General features: G+C 73.3%; 11 protein-coding genes and 1 pseudogene. 5 read left to right on the top strand and 7 right to left on the bottom strand.

Annotated features, from left to right (window positions below; translation table 11 throughout):
- Positions 1 to 99: 99 nt before the first annotated feature.
- The 3 genes from ABD223_RS21600 to ABD223_RS21590 are packed head-to-tail and all read right to left on the bottom strand — an operon-like array spanning position 100 to position 3,223.
- Positions 100 to 861 carry an SDR family NAD(P)-dependent oxidoreductase gene (locus ABD223_RS21600; RefSeq protein ID WP_344038165.1) on the bottom strand — a complete coding sequence of 254 codons (762 nt, stop codon included), beginning with the start codon at positions 859 to 861 and terminating at the stop codon, positions 100 to 102.
- Positions 861 to 2,063 carry an acetyl-CoA C-acetyltransferase gene (locus ABD223_RS21595; RefSeq protein WP_344038164.1) on the bottom strand — a complete coding sequence of 401 codons (1,203 nt, stop codon included), beginning with the start codon at positions 2,061 to 2,063 and terminating at the stop codon, positions 861 to 863. The genes ABD223_RS21600 and ABD223_RS21595 overlap by 1 nt, the downstream gene beginning before the upstream one ends.
- Positions 2,064 to 2,077: 14 nt before the next feature.
- Complete coding sequence (locus ABD223_RS21590; RefSeq protein ID WP_344038163.1) at positions 2,078 to 3,223, bottom strand: acyl-CoA dehydrogenase family protein; 1,146 nt, start codon at positions 3,221 to 3,223, stop codon at positions 2,078 to 2,080.
- 132 nt (positions 3,224 to 3,355) lie between these two features.
- Here ABD223_RS21590 and ABD223_RS21585 point away from each other — a divergent pair, with 132 nt between their 5' ends.
- Entirely contained in the window at positions 3,356 to 3,916 is a 561-nt protein-coding gene (locus ABD223_RS21585) for a TetR/AcrR family transcriptional regulator (protein ID WP_344038350.1), read from the top strand.
- A 214-nt stretch (positions 3,917 to 4,130) separates the two neighbouring features.
- Here the strand turns inward: ABD223_RS21585 and ABD223_RS21580 are convergent, their stop codons facing one another.
- The 3 genes from ABD223_RS21580 to ABD223_RS21570 all read right to left on the bottom strand — a co-directional run bounded on the left by ABD223_RS21580 (position 4,131) and on the right by ABD223_RS21570 (position 6,846).
- Positions 4,131 to 5,378 (bottom strand): PIN-like domain-containing protein, encoded by a 1,248-nt coding sequence (locus ABD223_RS21580; RefSeq protein WP_344038162.1) that lies wholly within the window; start codon positions 5,376 to 5,378, stop codon positions 4,131 to 4,133.
- Between the two features lie 194 nt (positions 5,379 to 5,572).
- The gene (locus ABD223_RS21575; protein ID WP_344038161.1) at positions 5,573 to 5,845 is read right to left on the bottom strand and encodes a GlsB/YeaQ/YmgE family stress response membrane protein; all 273 of its coding nucleotides are present in this window, start codon (positions 5,843 to 5,845) and stop codon (positions 5,573 to 5,575) included.
- Between the two features lie 203 nt (positions 5,846 to 6,048).
- Positions 6,049 to 6,846 carry a sporulation protein gene (locus ABD223_RS21570; protein ID WP_344038160.1) on the bottom strand — a complete coding sequence of 266 codons (798 nt, stop codon included), beginning with the start codon at positions 6,844 to 6,846 and terminating at the stop codon, positions 6,049 to 6,051.
- 157 nt (positions 6,847 to 7,003) lie between these two features.
- Here ABD223_RS21570 and ABD223_RS21565 point away from each other — a divergent pair, with 157 nt between their 5' ends.
- From ABD223_RS21565 to secA2, 3 genes are all read left to right on the top strand, one after another.
- The gene (locus tag ABD223_RS21565; RefSeq protein WP_344038159.1) at positions 7,004 to 9,973 is read left to right on the top strand and encodes an acetyl-CoA carboxylase family protein; all 2,970 of its coding nucleotides are present in this window, start codon (positions 7,004 to 7,006) and stop codon (positions 9,971 to 9,973) included.
- Between the two features lie 10 nt (positions 9,974 to 9,983).
- Entirely contained in the window at positions 9,984 to 11,282 is a 1,299-nt protein-coding gene (locus tag ABD223_RS21560) for an MFS transporter (protein ID WP_344038158.1), read from the top strand.
- Positions 11,283 to 12,002: 720 nt separating this feature from the next.
- Positions 12,003 to 14,321 carry an accessory Sec system translocase SecA2 gene (secA2, locus tag ABD223_RS21555; RefSeq protein WP_344038157.1) on the top strand — a complete coding sequence of 773 codons (2,319 nt, stop codon included), beginning with the start codon at positions 12,003 to 12,005 and terminating at the stop codon, positions 14,319 to 14,321.
- Between the two features lie 298 nt (positions 14,322 to 14,619).
- Here secA2 and ABD223_RS21550 read toward each other — a convergent pair whose 3' ends face one another.
- Positions 14,620 to 14,886, bottom strand: a complete 267-nt coding sequence (locus ABD223_RS21550) for a hypothetical protein (protein ID WP_344038156.1) — start codon at positions 14,884 to 14,886, stop codon at positions 14,620 to 14,622.
- 248 nt (positions 14,887 to 15,134) lie between these two features.
- On the opposite strand from ABD223_RS21550, the pseudogene ABD223_RS43595 reads away from it, so the two are divergent.
- Positions 15,135 to 15,881 (top strand): annotated as a pseudogene (locus tag ABD223_RS43595) (tannase/feruloyl esterase family alpha/beta hydrolase); the annotation flags it as partial.
- Positions 15,882 to 16,386 lie beyond the last annotated feature (505 nt).

Below are 16,386 nucleotides of genomic sequence, written 5' to 3'. Positions count from 1 at the left end.
ACGCGCCGGACCGACCGGACGCGCCGGGTCCACCGGACCTGCCGGACCTGCCGGACCTGTCGGGTCCACCGGGTCGCCCGGACCCCGCGGCCGACGCCATCAGCCGCCCAGCGTCACGCCGCCGTCGACGACGAACGTCGCCCCGGTGGTGTAACCGCCCGCCGGCGAGGCCAGGAACACCACGGCCGCGGCCAGCTCCTCCGGGTCGCCCACCCGGCCCATCGGCAGCCGGGAGATGTGCGCGTCGAGGTAGCCCTCGGGGTACTGGTCGGTCATCTCGGAGGCGAAGTAGCCGGGCGCGATCGCGTTGACCCGGATGCCCTTGCGCCCGCTCCACTGCTGGGCGAGGTCGCGGGTCAGGCCCAGCAGGCCCGCCTTGGACGCCGAGTAGGCCGCCTGCGGCAGGCCGCCGGAGACCAGGCCCAGCACGCTGGAGACGTTGACGATCGAGCCGCCGCCGGTCATCACCGCGGCGGCGGCCTGCGCCATCCAGTACGCGCCGTTGAGGTTGACGTCGACGACGCCGCGGAACTGCTCGGGCGTCTCGCGCGAGGCGGGCACGGCCGCGGCGACGCCCGCGTTGTTCACCAGCACCCCGACCCGGCCGAACCCGGCGGCGGCGCGGGCGACCTCGTGGCAGTCCTCCGGCCGCGCCACGTCGGCCTGCACGACCAGGGCGCGGCGACCGGCCTCCTCGACCAGCCCGGCGGTGTCCTTGAGCCGGTCCGCGCGGCGCGCGGCGAGCACGACGTCCGCGCCCGCCTCGGCGAGGGCCTTGGCGAAGGCCACGCCGAGGCCGGAGGACGCGCCGGTGACGATCGCGACCCGGTCGTCCAGGCGGAACTTGTCGAGGATGCCCATCAGGAAAGCCTTTCCAGGATGATCGCCATGCCCTGCCCGCCGCCGACGCACATGGTCTCCAGGCCGAACTGCGCGTCGCGGGCGCGCATCCCGTTGATCAGGGTGGTCATGATGCGGGCGCCGGTGGAGCCGAACGGGTGGCCGAGCGCGATCGCGCCGCCGTGCACGTTGAGCCGGTCGACGTCGATGCCGAGCGCGCGCTGGCTGCCCAGCACCTGCACGGCGAACGCCTCGTTGATCTCGACCAGGTCGATGTCGCCGATCGACAGGCCCGCGTGGGCCAGGGCCTGCTTCGTGGCGTCCACCGGGCCGAGGCCCATGACCTCGGGGCTGAGGCCCGACACGCCGGTGGCGACGATGCGCGCCAGCGGGGTGAGGCCGAGTTCCGCCGCCCTGGTGTCGCTCATGACGACGACCGCGGCGGCGCCGTCGTTGAGGGGGCAGCAGTTCCCGGGCGTGACCGTCCCCTGTGGACGGAACGACGGCTTGAGCGCGGCCACCGCGTCGTAGGTGACGCCGGCGCGCGGGCCGTCGTCGGTGTCGACCACCGTGCCGTCCGGGAGGGTCACCGGGGTGATCTCGCGCGCGTAGAAGCCGTCGGCGATGGCCTTCTCCGCCAGGTTCTGCGACCGCACGCCGAACTCGTCCTGCTCGCGGCGGCCGATGCCGAGCAGCGTGGCGACGTTCTCGGCGGTCTGGCCCATGGAGATGTAGTAGTCGGGCAGCTCGCCGTCCTCGCGCGGGTCGTGCCACGCCGCGTTGGTCTCGGCGGTGCGCTCGGTGCGGGCGCGGGCGGCGTCGAACAGGGGGTTGGGGTGCGGGTCGCCGTGGCGGTAGCGGGAGACGCACTCCACGCCCGCGCTGACGAACGCGTGCCCCTCCCCGGCCTTGACGGCGTGGAAGGCCATCCGCGCCGTCTGGACCGACGAGGCGCAGAACCGGTTGACCGTGGTGCCGGGCACGGTGTCCAGGCCGAGCTGGACGGCGATGCGGCGGGCCGCGTTCTGCCCGTGCTCGTCCTGCGGCTCGGCGCAGCCCAGGTGCAGGTCGGTGATCTCGCGCGGGTCGAGCGCGGGGACCTGGTCCAGGGCGGCCCGCACCACCTGGGCCGCCAGGTCGTCCGGGCGGAGGTCGACCAGCGAGCCCTTGCGGGCGCGACCGATCGGGGAACGGGCGGTGGCGACGACGACGGCCTCGGGCATGGCTCCTCCAGGGTCTACAGGCCGAGGTCGCGGCCGATGAGTTCTTTCATGATCTCGTTCGAACCGGCCCAGATCTTGGTGACGCGGGCGTCCATCCAGGCGCGGGCCACGCGGTACTCGGTCATGTAGCCGTAGCCGCCGTGCAGCTGCACGCAGGCGTCGAGCACGTCGTTCTGGACCTCCGCGCTCCAGTACTTCGCCTTGGCCGCGTCGGTGGCGGTCAGCTCGCCGCGCGTGTGGGCCTCGGTGCACCGGTCGACGAAGGCCTGGGTCACGTCGACCTTCGTGACCAGCTCGGCGAGCAGGAACTTGTTGTGCTGGAAGGAGCCGACGGCCTGGCCGAACGCCTTGCGCTCCTTGGTGTAGGCGATCGTCTCCTCCAGGATCTGCGCGGCGTGGGCCAGGTTGGCGATCGCGGAGCCGACGCGTTCCTGCGGCAGGCGCTCCATCATGTGGATGAAGCCCCGGTCGACCTCGCCGATGACGTTCTCCGCCGGGACCCGGACGTCGGTGAAGAACAGCTCGGCGGTGTCGGACTCGGGCTGGCCGACCTTGTCGAGCTTGCGCCCGCGCTCGAAGCCCGCCATGCCGGTCTCGACGGCGAACAGCGTGATGCCGCGCGCCTTCTTCGCCGGGTCGGTGCGGGCGGCGACCACGACGAGGTCGGCGGAGAAGCCGTTGGTGATGAAGGTCTTGGAGCCGTTGAGGACCCAGTCGCCGCCCTGGCGGACGGCGGTGCTCTTCAACGCCGCGAGGTCGGAGCCCCCGGACGGCTCGGTCATGCCGATGGCGGTGGTCAGCTCGCCCGAGCAGAACCGCGGCAGCCAGCGCCGCTTCTGCTCGTCGGTGCACAGGTCGACCAGGTAGGGGGCGACCACGTCGTAGTGGATGCCCAGGCAGGACGACATGGCCGCGCTGACCTTGGACAGCTCCTCGCCGAGGACCGCGTTGAAGCGGTAGTCGCCCGCGCCGCTGCCGCCGTGCTCCTCGGGGACCTCCAGGCCGAGCAGCCCCTGGCGGCCCGCTTCGAGCCACACGTCGCGGTCGATGTGGCGCTGCTCGATGAACCTCTCGTGGTGGGGCTTGAGGGTGCGGTCGACGAACGCCCGCACGCTCTCGCGGAACGCTTCGTGGTCGGGTCCGTACAGCGTGCGGCGCACTGCTCCAGCCTCCATACTAAGCGGTTGCTTAGTCGCCAGCCTGCGGTATCGTCCGTGGTCGTGTCAAGGCGCGACGAGTTCGACCGGCTGGATTCCACGTGGTCGTCGGTGACCCCGCCGGCCGCGCGCCGGATGCTCATCGCGGCCGCCGCCGCGTTCTCGGTGCGCGGCTACCACGCCACCACCACCCGGGACATCGCGGCGCAGGCGGGCATGTCGCCCGCCGCCGTCTACATCCACTACCGGTCCAAGGAGGAACTGCTGTTCCAGATCTCCCGGATCGGGCACACGACCTCCCTGTCCCTGCTGACGTCGGTCACCGGCGACGACCCCGCGACGCGGCTGGCGTCGGCGGTGCGGGCGTTCGCGACGTGGCACGCGGAGTACCGCGTGACCGCGCGCGTGGTGCAGTACGAGCTGAGCGCGCTGACGCCCGAGCACCTGGCGGAGGTCGTCGAGCTGCGGCGGCGCATCGAGGGCTCGGTGCGGGACATGGTCGAGGAGGGCGTGGCGGCCGGGGTGTTCGACGTGCCCGAGGTGCGGGGCGCGACGCTGGCGGTGCTGTCGCTGTGCATCGACGTGGCGCGGTGGTTCCAGCCGGACCGGGGGCGGACGCCGGCGGAGATCGGCGACCTGTACGCCGACCTGGTGCTGCGGATGGTCGGCGCCAGGACGGCTCCCCAGGCCGGTTGACCGCCGCCGACCGGGCCTGTCCGGCTTGCCCGACCCGGCCTGCTCTGCCTGCCTGACCCGGCCTGCCCACCCTGGCCCAACCCGACCTGCCCCGGCCTGCCCGACCCGACCTGCCCGCCTCGCCCGCCCCGGCCACCGTCAGCCCAGGGCCGGGGTCGGGGGTCGGGGACGGGTTCCCGGGGCGGGCTCGTTCGGTTGGGCGCGCGGTCGGTCCTCAGACCGTGAGCCAGCCCCGCTCCCCGGCCGGTTCCGAACCCGCCCAGTCCTCGCCGACCGGCCACATCACCGGGATGCCGAGGTTGGCCAGGCCGTCGAGCACCCGGTCGCCGGGCCGGTCCGAGAACACGACCACGTCGTCACCCGCGGGTTCGGCGTGCGCGCGCACCAGCCTGGCCACCCACTTCACCGCGGCGCCCGGCTCCGCGAACGGCGGGTCGACCAGGAACGCCCGCCGCCGGTCGCCCGCGTCCCCGGCCCGCAGGACCACGTGACCGTCGCCGGTGTGGTAGTCGGGCATGAGGTCGCGGGCCAGGAACACCTCCACGAAGTTGAAGGCGAGCACCTGGAGGGCCGAGGTGTTGGCCTGCCGGAGCGCCCGCTCGACGTCGTCGGCGGACTCCTTCCGGGCGGTGGGGCCGAGCAGCTCGTGCGCGTGGCGGAGGAAGGTGTCCGGCCGCATCGTGAACAGCCGCACGCCGGCCACCGCGCGCAGCTCCTCGTACAGCTCGGGCCGGGGCCCCCTGGCGTTGCCGTGCTCGTCGAGGCGCCACCAGCCCTCCGCGACCTCGCCGGTGACGAGCAGGACGTCCCGCCCGCGCCGCGCGGCCTCCGCGAGGACCTGGCGCCACACGAGGTAGTCGCCCTCGCCGGGCGGGAACCTCCGGCTCTCGCGCTCGGCGGCCTCCGCCAGCGCCGCGCGCTGCTCGTCCGGCGGCAGCGGGTCGCCGACGCGGCCGTAGAGCAGCCCGTCGAGGTCGGCGACCACCTGGTCCTCCTCGGTGTCCACCACCGCTTCCCGCCGGGTGGCCTCGGTCAGGCGCGCGGCCACGTGCTCGTGGGCGTCCCGCAGGACCCGCTCCAGCGCGGACAGCTCGTCCGGCGCGAGCGACGCCCGGTCCGACCAGGCCAGCAGGCCGCGCACCGCCTGCTCCTCCGCCCGGCGCAGGACCTCGGCGGACCGCGCGGACACCTGCTCCACCTCGCTCAGCGCGGCCTCGCGGCGGCGCCAGAACTCGGCCAGCACCTGGTGCGGCACCCACAGGCGGTCGCGGATGCGCTGGAGGGCGCGCAGGAAGTCCACCCGGGACCGGGGCGTGCAGCGGTAGAGGCTGAGGAGGGTGTCGGTGTCGAGCACGACCGTGCCGCGCGCGAACAGGTCGCGGTGGTGGTCGGCGCGGGCGGTGCGGTAGGCGCCGAAGCCGTCGAGGATCCCCCTCGGCTCGGCTGACGACTCATCGGCCATCCTGGAATTGTCGTACCCCGCCGCTAACGTGAAAGCAGGGGACCCCCCCGCGAGGGGACCCCTGCTCGTCGACGGGCTCCTGGCAGTGGTCGGCGCAGTGGCCAACGCAATGGCCGGCACAGTGCCGACGCGGTGCCCGGCGCAGTGGCCAACCAGTGGCCAACCAGTGGCCAACGCAGTGGCCAACGCAGTGGTCAGCGCACGGATTTCCGGCCGTAGAAGCCGGCCACCAGGCTGACGCCGACCGCCGCGATGAGCACCTGCACCAGGATCTCGATCCAGTCGATGCCCCTGGTGTCCTCGACGCCGAGCGCCCTGGCCACGAACGTGCCGAGGAACGCCGCCACGATGCCCACCACGAGGGTGAGCCAGATCGGGATGGCCTGCTTGCCCGGCGCGACGAGCTTGCCGAGCAGACCGATGATGAGCCCCACGATCAAAGCGCTGATCACGCCGCCGATGCCCATGACGCCTCCCGTGGTTCGTCCGTTGCGAAGAAGTCCCCCGCTTCGTCGAGGGGCCCGGTGGATCATCCCACCGAACGCGCCGGCCACCGCCGGATCACCGACTTGGATTCACCCACTCCGGTGACCCCGCATCCGGTGAACCCGGCCCCGCGCGCCTCGCGACGACCTCACCGCGACAACCGCGGCGGTCTCACCGCGACGCCCTACAAGCCGAACCCGCCGAAGGACCGCCTGCCCGCCACCTTCTCCATCCACTGGTGCAGCAGCGCCGCCCAGTCGGAGCGCAGCACCTCGTCGTGCGACATGGCGAAGTGCCCGAACGTGTCGCCGCCCGCGCGCAGCACCCCGCCGCGCCGGTCGGCCTCCAGCACCACGTACAGGTGGTGCGGGTCGGTGACGAAGGTCAGCTCCAGCTGGCTGATCTTCGACAGGAACTGCTGCGGCGGCAGGAACTCGATCTCCTGGTAGAACGGCAGCTGCTGCGGCACGCCGTGGATGCGGCCCTGCTCGTTGTCGGCCCGCTGGAAGCGGAAGCCGAGCGCGCCGAACGCGTTGAGCACGTGCTCCTGCGAGCGGATCGGGTGCACGTTGAACGCGTCGAGGTCGCCGGGGTCGACGGCGCCGCGGACCTCCAGCTCGGTGCGCAGGCCCATGGTCATCCCGCGCAGGAGCTGCCCGTGCACCACGGTCAGCGGCGTCTCCAGCGGCACCGGGAACTGGAACGGCAGCGAGAGGTTCTGCCCCGGGCCGACGCCGACGTGCCGGCCGACGACGACCTGGGCGAATTCGAGGTTGCGGTTGTGCTCGTTGTCGCCGCTCTCCACCTCGACCCTGGTGACCAGCGACAGCTTGACCTGCTCGATGTCGACGGCGTGGTCGCCGCCGGCGATGCGGACCTCGCCGGTCAGCACCTCGCCGGGCCGGACGTCCGGGTTGGCCAGCACCGTGTCGACCGTGGGACCGCCGACCCCGAACGCGCGCAACATCCTCTTGAAAACCACGGTGGTGCCTCCTGAACCGCTGCCAAGGTCACGCCCTGGGACCCGAGTGCCCCTATGACGCCTCGTCGGGTGAATCGGTTGCCTCTGGACGAACGCTAAGCCCAGGTGCCAGTATGCGACCGGCGTCACATACTAAGCGGTCGCTCAGGAGGTCGAAGTGCCCACGCTGCTCGTCGCCAACCGGGGAGAGGTCGCCGTCCGCGTGCTCCGCGCCGCCGCCGACCTGGGGTGGGGCGCCGTCGCGCTCGTCACGGACTCCGACGACGCGCACGCCAGGTTCGCCGACCGCGCCGTGCGGCTGCCCGACGAGCGGTCGTACCTGGACGTGGACGCGGTGCTCGCCGCCGCGGGCGGGTGCGACCTCGTGCACCCCGGTTACGGGTTCCTGGCCGAGAACGCGCGCTTCGCGCGGCGGTGCGCCGAGGCCGGGCTGACGTTCGTCGGGCCGCCGCCCGAGGTGCTGGAGCTGCTGGGCGACAAGCGGCGGGCGCGCGAGCTGGCCGCCCGGGTGGGCGTGCCGGTCCTGGCGGGCGTCGAGGACGGGTTCGAGGAGTTCTTCCGCGCGCACGGCGCCGTGGTCGTCAAGGCCGCGGCCGGCGGCGGCGGCAAGGGCGTGCGGGTGGTGCGCGGCCTCGCCGACCTCCCGGCGGCCGTGCGGCGGTGCCGGGCCGAGGCGCTGGCGGCGTTCGGCGACGACGCCGTGTACGCGGAGGAGCTGATGGAGCCGGCCCGGCACGTCGAGGTCCAGCTCGTCGGCACGACCGTGCTCGGCGACCGCGACTGCTCGCTCCAGTCCCGGCACCAGAAGCTGGTCGAGTTCGCGCCCGCGCCGCACCTGTCCCCCGACCTGCGGGCGGCGCTGCACGGCGCGGCCGCCGCCATCGCCCGCGCGGTCCGCTACACCGGCCTGGGCACGGTGGAGTTCCTGGTCGCGCCGGACGGGCGGTTCGCGTTCCTGGAGGCCAACCCCCGGCTCCAGGTCGAGCACACCGTCACCGAGCAGGTCACCGGCCTGGACCTGGTGCGCGCCCAGCTCCTGCTGGCCACCGAGGTCGAGCCGGACCTGGCGCACGCGCCGCGCGGCTGGGCGGCGCAGCTGCGGGTGAGCCTGACCTCCACGGGCCGGCTGTCGGCGTTCACCCCGCCGACCGGGCCGGGCGTCCGGGTCGACACGCACGCGTCGGCCGGCTACCGCGCGGCGCCGGGCTTCGACCCGCTGCTGGCCAAGGTCGTGGTGCACGCCGACGACCCGGGCACGCTGCTCAAGCGGGCGCGGCGGGCGCTGGACGAGTTCACCGTGGACGGCGCCAGGACCAACATCCCGTTCCTGCGCGGTCTCCTGGATCACCCGGACGTGTGGCGGGCGCACACCGGGCTGGTGGACTCGCTGCCGCGCGAGGACACCGGGGCGCGCGCCCCCGTGCGGGGCACGGTCGTGGCCGTCGAGGACGGCGCGGTCGTCGTCGAGGCGATGAAGATGCAGCACGTCGTGCCGGTCGGCGACGGGCGCGTGCTGGTGTCGGTCGGCGACACCGTCGCCGAGGGCGCGCTGCTGGCCGAGGGCGTGGACGCGGCGGTCGAGGAGAAGGCCGCCGAGGTCGACCTGGACGAGGTGCGCCCCGACCTGGCCGAGGCGCTGGCGCGGCACGACTTCAGCCGCCCCGAGGCGGAGGCGCGGCGGCACGCGGCCGGGCGGCGCACGGCCCGGGAGAACGTCGCCGACCTGTGCTCGGACTTCGTCGAGTACGGCGGGCTGGCCATCGCCGCGCAGCGCCGGCGGCGGTCGCTGGACGAGCTGGTCGAGCGCACCCCGGCGGACGGGCTGGTGGCGGGCGTCGGCCGGGTGAACGGCGAGCGGGTCGTCGCGATGTCCTACGACTACACGGTGCTCGCGGGCACGCAGGGCATCCGCAACCACGCCAAGAAGGACCGGATGTTCGAGCTGGCCGAGCGGCAGCGGCTGCCCGTGGTGCTGTTCGCCGAGGGCGGCGGCGGGCGGCCCGGCGACACCGACCACGCGGGCGTGAGCCGGCTCGACTGCGCGGCGTTCGAGCTGTTCGCGAAGCTGTCCGGGCTGGTGCCGCTGGTGGGCGTGGCGTCGGGGCGGTGCTTCGCGGGCAACGCCGTGCTGCTGGGCACCTGCGACGTCGTCATCGCGACCCGCGACGCCACCATCGGCATGGGCGGGCCCGCCATGATCGAGGGCGGCGGGCTCGGCGTGTTCCGGCCCGAGGAGGTCGGGCCGGTCGACGTGCAGGTGCCCAACGGCGTGGTCGACGTCCTGGTGGCCGACGACGCCGAGGCCGTCGCGGCGGCGCGCAAGTACCTGTCGTACTTCCAGGGCCCGGTGGACGCGTGGGAGTGCGCCGACCAGCGGGTGCTGCGGCACGCCGTGCCGGAGAACCGGGTGCGCGCCTACGACGTGCGGACCGTGGTGGAGGCGCTCGCGGACACCGGGTCCGTGCTGGAGCTGCGGCCGTCGTTCGGGCGCGGGGTCGTCACCGCGCTGGCGCGCGTGGAGGGCGAGCCGCTGGGGATCCTCGCCAACGACCCGGCGTGGCTGGGCGGCGCCATCGACTCGGACGCGGCGGACAAGGCCGCGCGGTTCCTGCGGCTGTGCGACGCGTTCGACCTGCCGGTGCTGTCGCTGTGCGACACGCCCGGGTTCATGGTCGGGCCGGACGCCGAGCGCACGGCCACCGTGCGGCACCTGACCCGGCTGCTCGTGGCCGGCGCGAACCTCGACGTGCCGTTCGGGTTCGTGGCGCTGCGCAAGGCGTACGGGCTGGGGGCGCAGGCGATGGCGGCGGGCAGCCTCAAGGCGCCCCGGTTCGCCGTGGCGTGGCCCAGCGGCGAGTTCGGCCCGATGGGGCTGGAGGGCGCGGTGCGGCTGGGGTACCGGCGGGAGCTGGACGCCATCGACGACCCGGAGCAGCGCCGCGAGGCGTTCGAGGCGATGGTCGTCGCCGCCCACGAGCACGGCAAGGCGCTCAACGTGGCCTCCGCGTTCGAGATCGACGACGTGATCGACCCGGCCGACACCCGGCACTGGGTCGCCTCGCAGCTCACCTGCGGGCCGAGGCCCGCCCGCGACGGCAAGAAACGTCCGTTCCTGGACACCTGGTGAAGGGAAAAGCATGGTCACGACCGCCCCGCCCGACCAGCGCCGCACGCTGCGCAAGCTCATGGCCGCCGGGCTCGTCGGCTCCTCGCTGGAGTGGTACGACTTCTTCATCTACGCCACCGCCGCCGCGCTGGTGTTCCCGAAGCTGTTCTTCCCGGGTGCGACGCCGCTGATCGGGCTGCTGCTGTCGTTCAGCACGTTCTGGGCGGGGTTCGTCGCCCGGCCGCTCGGCGGGCTGGTGTTCGGGCACGTCGGCGACCGGTACGGGCGCAAGCCCGCGCTGGTGGCGTGCCTGGCGATGATGGCGGGCGCGACGTTCCTGATCGGGCTGCTGCCGACCAGCGCGTCGATCGGCGTGCTGGCGCCCGTGCTGCTGGTGGCGCTGCGGTTCCTCCAGGGCATCGCGGTCGGCGGGCAGTGGGGCGGCGTGGTGCTGCTGCTGACCGAGACCGCCGGTCCTCGGCGGCGCGGGTTCGCCGGGACGTTCGGTCAGGCCGGGGTGCCGCTGGGGGTCATCCTGGGCAACGCGGCTTTCCTGCTGACCGGTGCGCTGCTGCCGGCCGCGTCGTTCGCCTCGTGGGGGTGGCGGGTGCCGTTCCTGGCGAGCGCGCTGCTGTTCCCGGTGGTGCTGTTCATCCAGCTGAAGGTGGAGGACAGCCCGGTGTTCCGGGAGATCAAGGAGCGGCGCGGCGAGGCCCCGGTCGCGCCGCTGGCGGAGGTGCTGCGGACCCACCGGCGGCCGGTGCTGCTGGGCGCGGGGCTGATGTTCGCGTCGAACGCGGTGTTCTACGTGAGCATCGCGGGCGTGCTCGACTACGCCACCAGGGAGCTGGGGCTGGAGCGCAACCCGGTGCTGGTGGTGACGCTGCTGTCGTCGCTGCTGTCCGTGCCGGTGATCCTGCTGGCCGGGCGCTGGTCGGACCGCCACGGCCGGCGGCCGCTGATCGTGGCCGGCGCGGTGGCCATGGTGGTGTGGGCGTTCCCGTACTTCTGGCTGGTCGACACGGGGTCGCTGGGGTTGCTGTTCGTGGCGCTGACCGTGTCGGGGATCGGGTCGAGCCTGGTGTACGGGCCGGTGGCGGCGTACCTGGCGGAGCTGTTCGAGCCGCACGTGCGGTACTCGGGGGCGTCGCTGGCGTACCAGCTGGCGTCGATCCTGGTGAGCGGCGGGACGCCGTTCATCATGACGGCGCTGCTGGTGGCCACCGGGACCTCGCTGTCGGTGTCGGCGTTCCTGCTGGTGATGGGGCTGGTGACGCTGGCCTCGGTGCTGGGGTTGCCGGAGACGCACCGGGCCGAGGACAACACCTGAAACGAGGGCTTCACGGGATGGGCGTCCTCACGCGGGGACGCCCATCCCCTTCAGCTCAAGGCGCGTGCCCGAGTTCCGGCGCGGCGGCGGGTCGAATGCCGAAAATTCGAAAACAGCCCGGCCCCGTTCGTCGACGCTCCGCGCCAAAGCCAGGCTTTCCCGCTCTCCGGGCTCCGATCGGTTCGAGGTATGCGTCGCAACCGACCGGCGGCACCACCCGGTACCGGGCGAACTCGACCGAATTCGCGAAGCGCAGGGTGAATTCATCGGGAACCCCGTCGCTCATGAGCGGCGCGCACATTCCCGGCCACGAGCAGGTGCCACGAGCAGGTGAGGGGCAGCCCGGGGCCGGGGGCACCACCTCCCGCCGGGTTCCGGACCACGACGTCGACCCCGCGCCGGTACTTGGCGGGTTGCCGCCGGCCGCACCCGTCGACCAACCGCAGGCCCCACGAACCCTCGGTCAGCGCCTCGCACCGCAACAGGAGCCGTCCGCGCGCCGATCCGTCGCCATTCCGCCTCCCGCGAAACGTGGTCGCCCCGGGACCAGGGCGCATCGACCGCGAAGGTCTTCGTGCCGGGCGATCCGCAGGCGCCGGCTGGTCCGGCCGGCCGCGCTCGCGCGCGACCGGTCGGACCAAGATCAACGCAGCTCACCCGAGTGAACGGTCAACCGGGTGACGTGCGGAACGTTGCGCGCTTGCCGTACGTTGCCGTGCCGTGACCACTCTTCTGGGACGGTTCAAGCAGCGGCTGCGCCGGTTCGCGCAGAAGCCCGGCTCCGCCGACCTCACGCCCTACCGCAAGCTGCTCGACGAGGTGAACGAGCGGGCCGAGCGCGTGAAGGAGCTGAGCGACGAGGAGCTGACCGCGGCGGCCGCGGCGCTGCGCGGGAAGTCCGAGTTCGGCCGTCCCGAGCTGGTCGAGGTCTGCGCGCTCGGGCGCGAGGCAGCGGACCGGGCGCTGGGCCTGCGCCCGTTCGACGTGCAGGTCCTCGGCGCGCTCGGGCTGCTCGAAGGGCACGTCGTCGAGATGGCGACCGGTGAGGGCAAGACGCTCTCCGGCGCCATCGCCGCCGCCGGCTTCGCGCTGCGCGGCGACCACGTGCACGTCGTCTCGGTCAACGACTACCTCGCCCAGCGCGACGCCGAGTGGATGGGGCCGCTCTACGAGCTGCTGGGCGTGAGCGTCGGCTGGATCAACCAGAGCTCCAAGCCCGAGGAGCGCCGCGCCGCCTACCAGGCCGAGGTCACCTACGCCTCGGTCAGCGAGATCGGCTTCGACGTGCTGCGCGACCGGCTGGCCACCGACGTCGGCGACCTGGTCGTGCCCCGGCCGCGCGTCGCCCTGGTCGACGAGGCCGACTCGGTGCTGGTGGACGAGGCGCGCGTGCCGCTGGTCCTGGCGGGCTCCACGGCGGGCCCGGCGGTCGACCCGGCGCTGGCCGACCTGGTCAAGCGCCTGCGCCGCGACCTGCACTTCGAGATCGACGACGAGGAGCGCAACGTCTACCTGACCGGCGCGGGCAGCGAGCTGGTCGAACGCGCCCTCGGCGGCATCGACCTGTACTCCGACGAGCACGTCTCCACCACGCTGTCCAAGGTCAACGTGGCCCTGCACGCGCAGGTCCTGCTGCACCGCGACGTGGACTACATCGTCCGCGACGGCAAGGTGCACCTGATCAACGACACCCGCGGCCGCATCGCGAAGCTCCAGCGCTGGCCCGACGGCCTCCAGGCGGCGGTCGAGGCGAAGGAGAACGTCGCGACCACGGACGCGGGCGAGGTGCTGGACTCCATCACCGTCCAGGCCCTGCTCAGCCGCTACCCGACGGTGTGCGGCATGACCGGCACCGCGGTGGCCGTCGCCGAGCAGCTGCGCGACTTCTACCGGCTGGAAGTGCTGGTCATCCCGCCGAACGTGCCGACCGTCCGCGAGGACGAGCCGTCCCGCCTGTACGCGACGCTGGAGCAGAAGGAAGCGGCGATCGTCGCCGAGATCGAGGAGGTCCACGCCACGGGCCGCCCGATCCTGGTCGGCACGCTGGACGTGGCCGAGTCCGAGCGGCTGTCCCGCAAGCTGTCCGAGGCGGGCCTGGAGTGCGTGGTCCTCAACGCCAAGAACGACGCCGAGGAAGCGGCGATCATCGCCGACGCGGGCTCGTTCGAGCGGATCACGGTCTCCACCCAGATGGCGGGCCGCGGCACCGACATCCGGCTCGGCGGGCACGACTCGACCGACCACGAGCGCATCGCCGAGCTGGGCGGCCTGTACGTCATCGGCACCGGGCGGCACTCCAGCAGCCGGCTGGACGGCCAGCTGCGCGGTCGCGCCGGCCGCCAGGGCGACCCGGGCGGCTCGGTGTTCTTCTCGTCCCTCCAGGACGACCTGGTCACGCAGTACGTGCCCGACCACGACGAGCCCGCCGAGGTCGGCGACGACGGCCGGGTGACCGACCCGGGCACCCTGCAAGCCGTGGAGCACGCGCAGCGCGTGGCCGAGGGCGTGCACCTGGAGATCCACCGCAACACGTGGCGGTACAACAAGCTGATCGAGCACCAGCGCCAGCTGGTCCTGGAGTTCCGGGACAACCTGCTGCGCACCGACGCCGCGTGGCACGAGCTGTCCAAGCGCGCGCCGGAGCGCGCCGAGGAGCTGGCCGAGCTGGACGCGGAGATCAAGGAGAAGGCGGCGCGGCTGATCGCGCTGCACCACCTCGACCAGCGGTGGAGCGACCACCTGGTGTTCCTGACGGACCTGCGGGAGGGCATCCACCTGAGGGCGCTGGCCCGGCAGAACCCGCTGGACGAGTTCCACCGCGAGGCGATCCCGGCCTACCACAAGATCGTGCCGGACGCGTGGGAGGAGGCGGAGGAGACCTTCGCCAAGGTCGTGGTCGACGAGGAGGGCGCGCACCTGGAGGAAGCGGGCGTGCACCGGCCGAACACGACCTGGACCTACCTGGTCAACGACAACCCGTTCTCCTCCGGCCTGGAGGAGACGTTCAAGGGTCTGGTGAAGCTGGTCCGCCGCCGCTAGGGGACGGCGACCGGTCGACGACGCGGGCGCGGGTGCCGCGGTGGGCGCACCACCGCGGGGCTCGCGCACCGTGCTTTTCCCGTGCGGCGCGGTCCGCGCTCCTTCACCGTGACTTCGCGCCCCTGACCTGCGGCTCCACGCCCCCGAACCGCGATTTCGAGCCTCTGACCTGCGGTGCCGCTCCCCTGAACCGCGATTTCGCGCCCCCCGGACCCGGCGGCCCGCTGCGGGCGGGACTCGCGGGGCACCCCGGCGCGGGGTTGGCGCGGGCTGGGGCGCCTCCCCAGCCCGCGGCGACCTAGTTGAGCGGTGCGGTCACCTTCGGGTTGTCGACCGGCTCGGCCTGACGGGGCAGTTTGGCCGGTCTCGGCATGCGCTGCGCCACCGCCTGCTCGGTGAGCGCGCGGATCTCCGCCAGGATGTCCAGGTGCTGCTGGGACGGCGGCGGTCCCACGAGGTTCGAGTGGTCGTAGGCGGTGCGCTCAGCCCGCTTGGCGAGGTTCTGGATGCGCCGGATCAGGTCCCACTCCTGGTCGGTGCGCTTCGAGCGCCGTTGCTCAGTCACCCCGGAAGCAGACACCTCACGCCGGGTGAACGTAAATCACCTGGAGGTGCGAACTTCACTGCGTCAACTCAGCTACCCCGACCGAAGTCCCCAAAACACCCTGAACGTGCGACACAACCCCACTCGGGACGGGTCTCTTCCCTCTTCCGGCCCAGCGCAAACGGCTTCGGACCGAAGCCGACCACCGGCATCAGCCACTCGGACGTGCCCCGCCCAGGTCACGGGTGACGTTTTGACCCGCGGTCACCGTGACCACCCCTCCCGGGTGGCTGTCCTCACCACAGCGGGAAGTCGCGGCATGGCGGTGCGAACCATTACCGCGCGCCGCGCGCCGCCTTACGGTCCCGGGGGTGAACATCGCCGTTCCGCTGATCGCAGCGCTCCTCGCCACCACGGTGCAGGCGGCGCCCGCGCGCGCGACGGGGTGCGGTCCCCTGCGCGTCCCCGGCGCCGAGCACCAGGAACTGACCCGCCTCGACGACCTGTCCACCTCGGGTGGGCGCACCGACCCCGCCGACTGGGCCGGCCTCACCCCCGCCGACCTGCCCGCGCCCACCCCCGTGGCGGGCGCCCAGCTCGACGGCTACTTCCCCGACACCTCCTCCGGCAACACCAACCACGGCTGGGCGCACGACTCGCAGTTCGTCATCCGCCTGCCCGAGCGCTGGAACGGCGGCCTCGTCGTCACCGGCTCGCCCGGTGTCCGCGAGCAGTACGCCAACGACCGCGCCATCAGCGATTTCGTGCTGGCCCGCGGTTACGCCTTCGCCGCGACCGACAAGGGCAACACCGGCGCGGCCTTCCACCGCGACGGCCGCCGCCCCGGTGACGCGATCGCCGAGTGGAACTCCCGCGTCACCCAGCTGACCAGGGCGGCCAGGGCGGTCGTCGCCCAGCGCTACTGCCGGCCGCCGGCGCGGACCATCGCCACCGGCCTGTCCAACGGCGGCTACCTGGTGCGCTGGCAGCTGGAGAACCACCCCGAGCTGTACGACGGCGGCGTCGACTGGGAGGGCACCCTGTGGACCGCGCGGGGACCGAACCTGCTCACGTCCCTGCCGTCCGCCCTCACCGGCTACCGGACCGGCGACCGCGCGAAGGTCGTCGAGGCGGGCTTCCCCGCCGAGTCCGAGTTCCTCTGGGACTTCCACCACCGGTACTACTGGGACCTGACCCAGCGGATCTACCGCGAGGAGCTGGACCCGGGCTGGGACGGCGACCTGGAGGCGGGCACGCCGTTCTGCGCGCCCGGCGCCCCCGCGTGCGACGCCGACTACGACTACGCCACGCGCCCGCAGGCGCAGCGGGCCGTCGGGCGCATCGCGCTCACCGGGCGCATCGGCCGCCCGCTGCTCACCCTCCACGGCACGCTGGACGCCCTGCTGCCCGTCTCGGACTCCGACGCGTACGCGGACATGGTGCGCCGGGCCGGGCGCGGAGCGCTGTTCCGCTACTACCGCGTCGAAGGCGGCACGCACGTGGACTCGCTGTTCGACGCGT

This window comes from Saccharothrix xinjiangensis, from assembly GCF_039527585.1.
GTDB classification, from domain to species: Bacteria; Actinomycetota; Actinomycetes; order Mycobacteriales; family Pseudonocardiaceae; genus Actinosynnema; species Actinosynnema xinjiangensis.
This window is presented reverse-complemented; position numbering and strand designations above follow the sequence as displayed.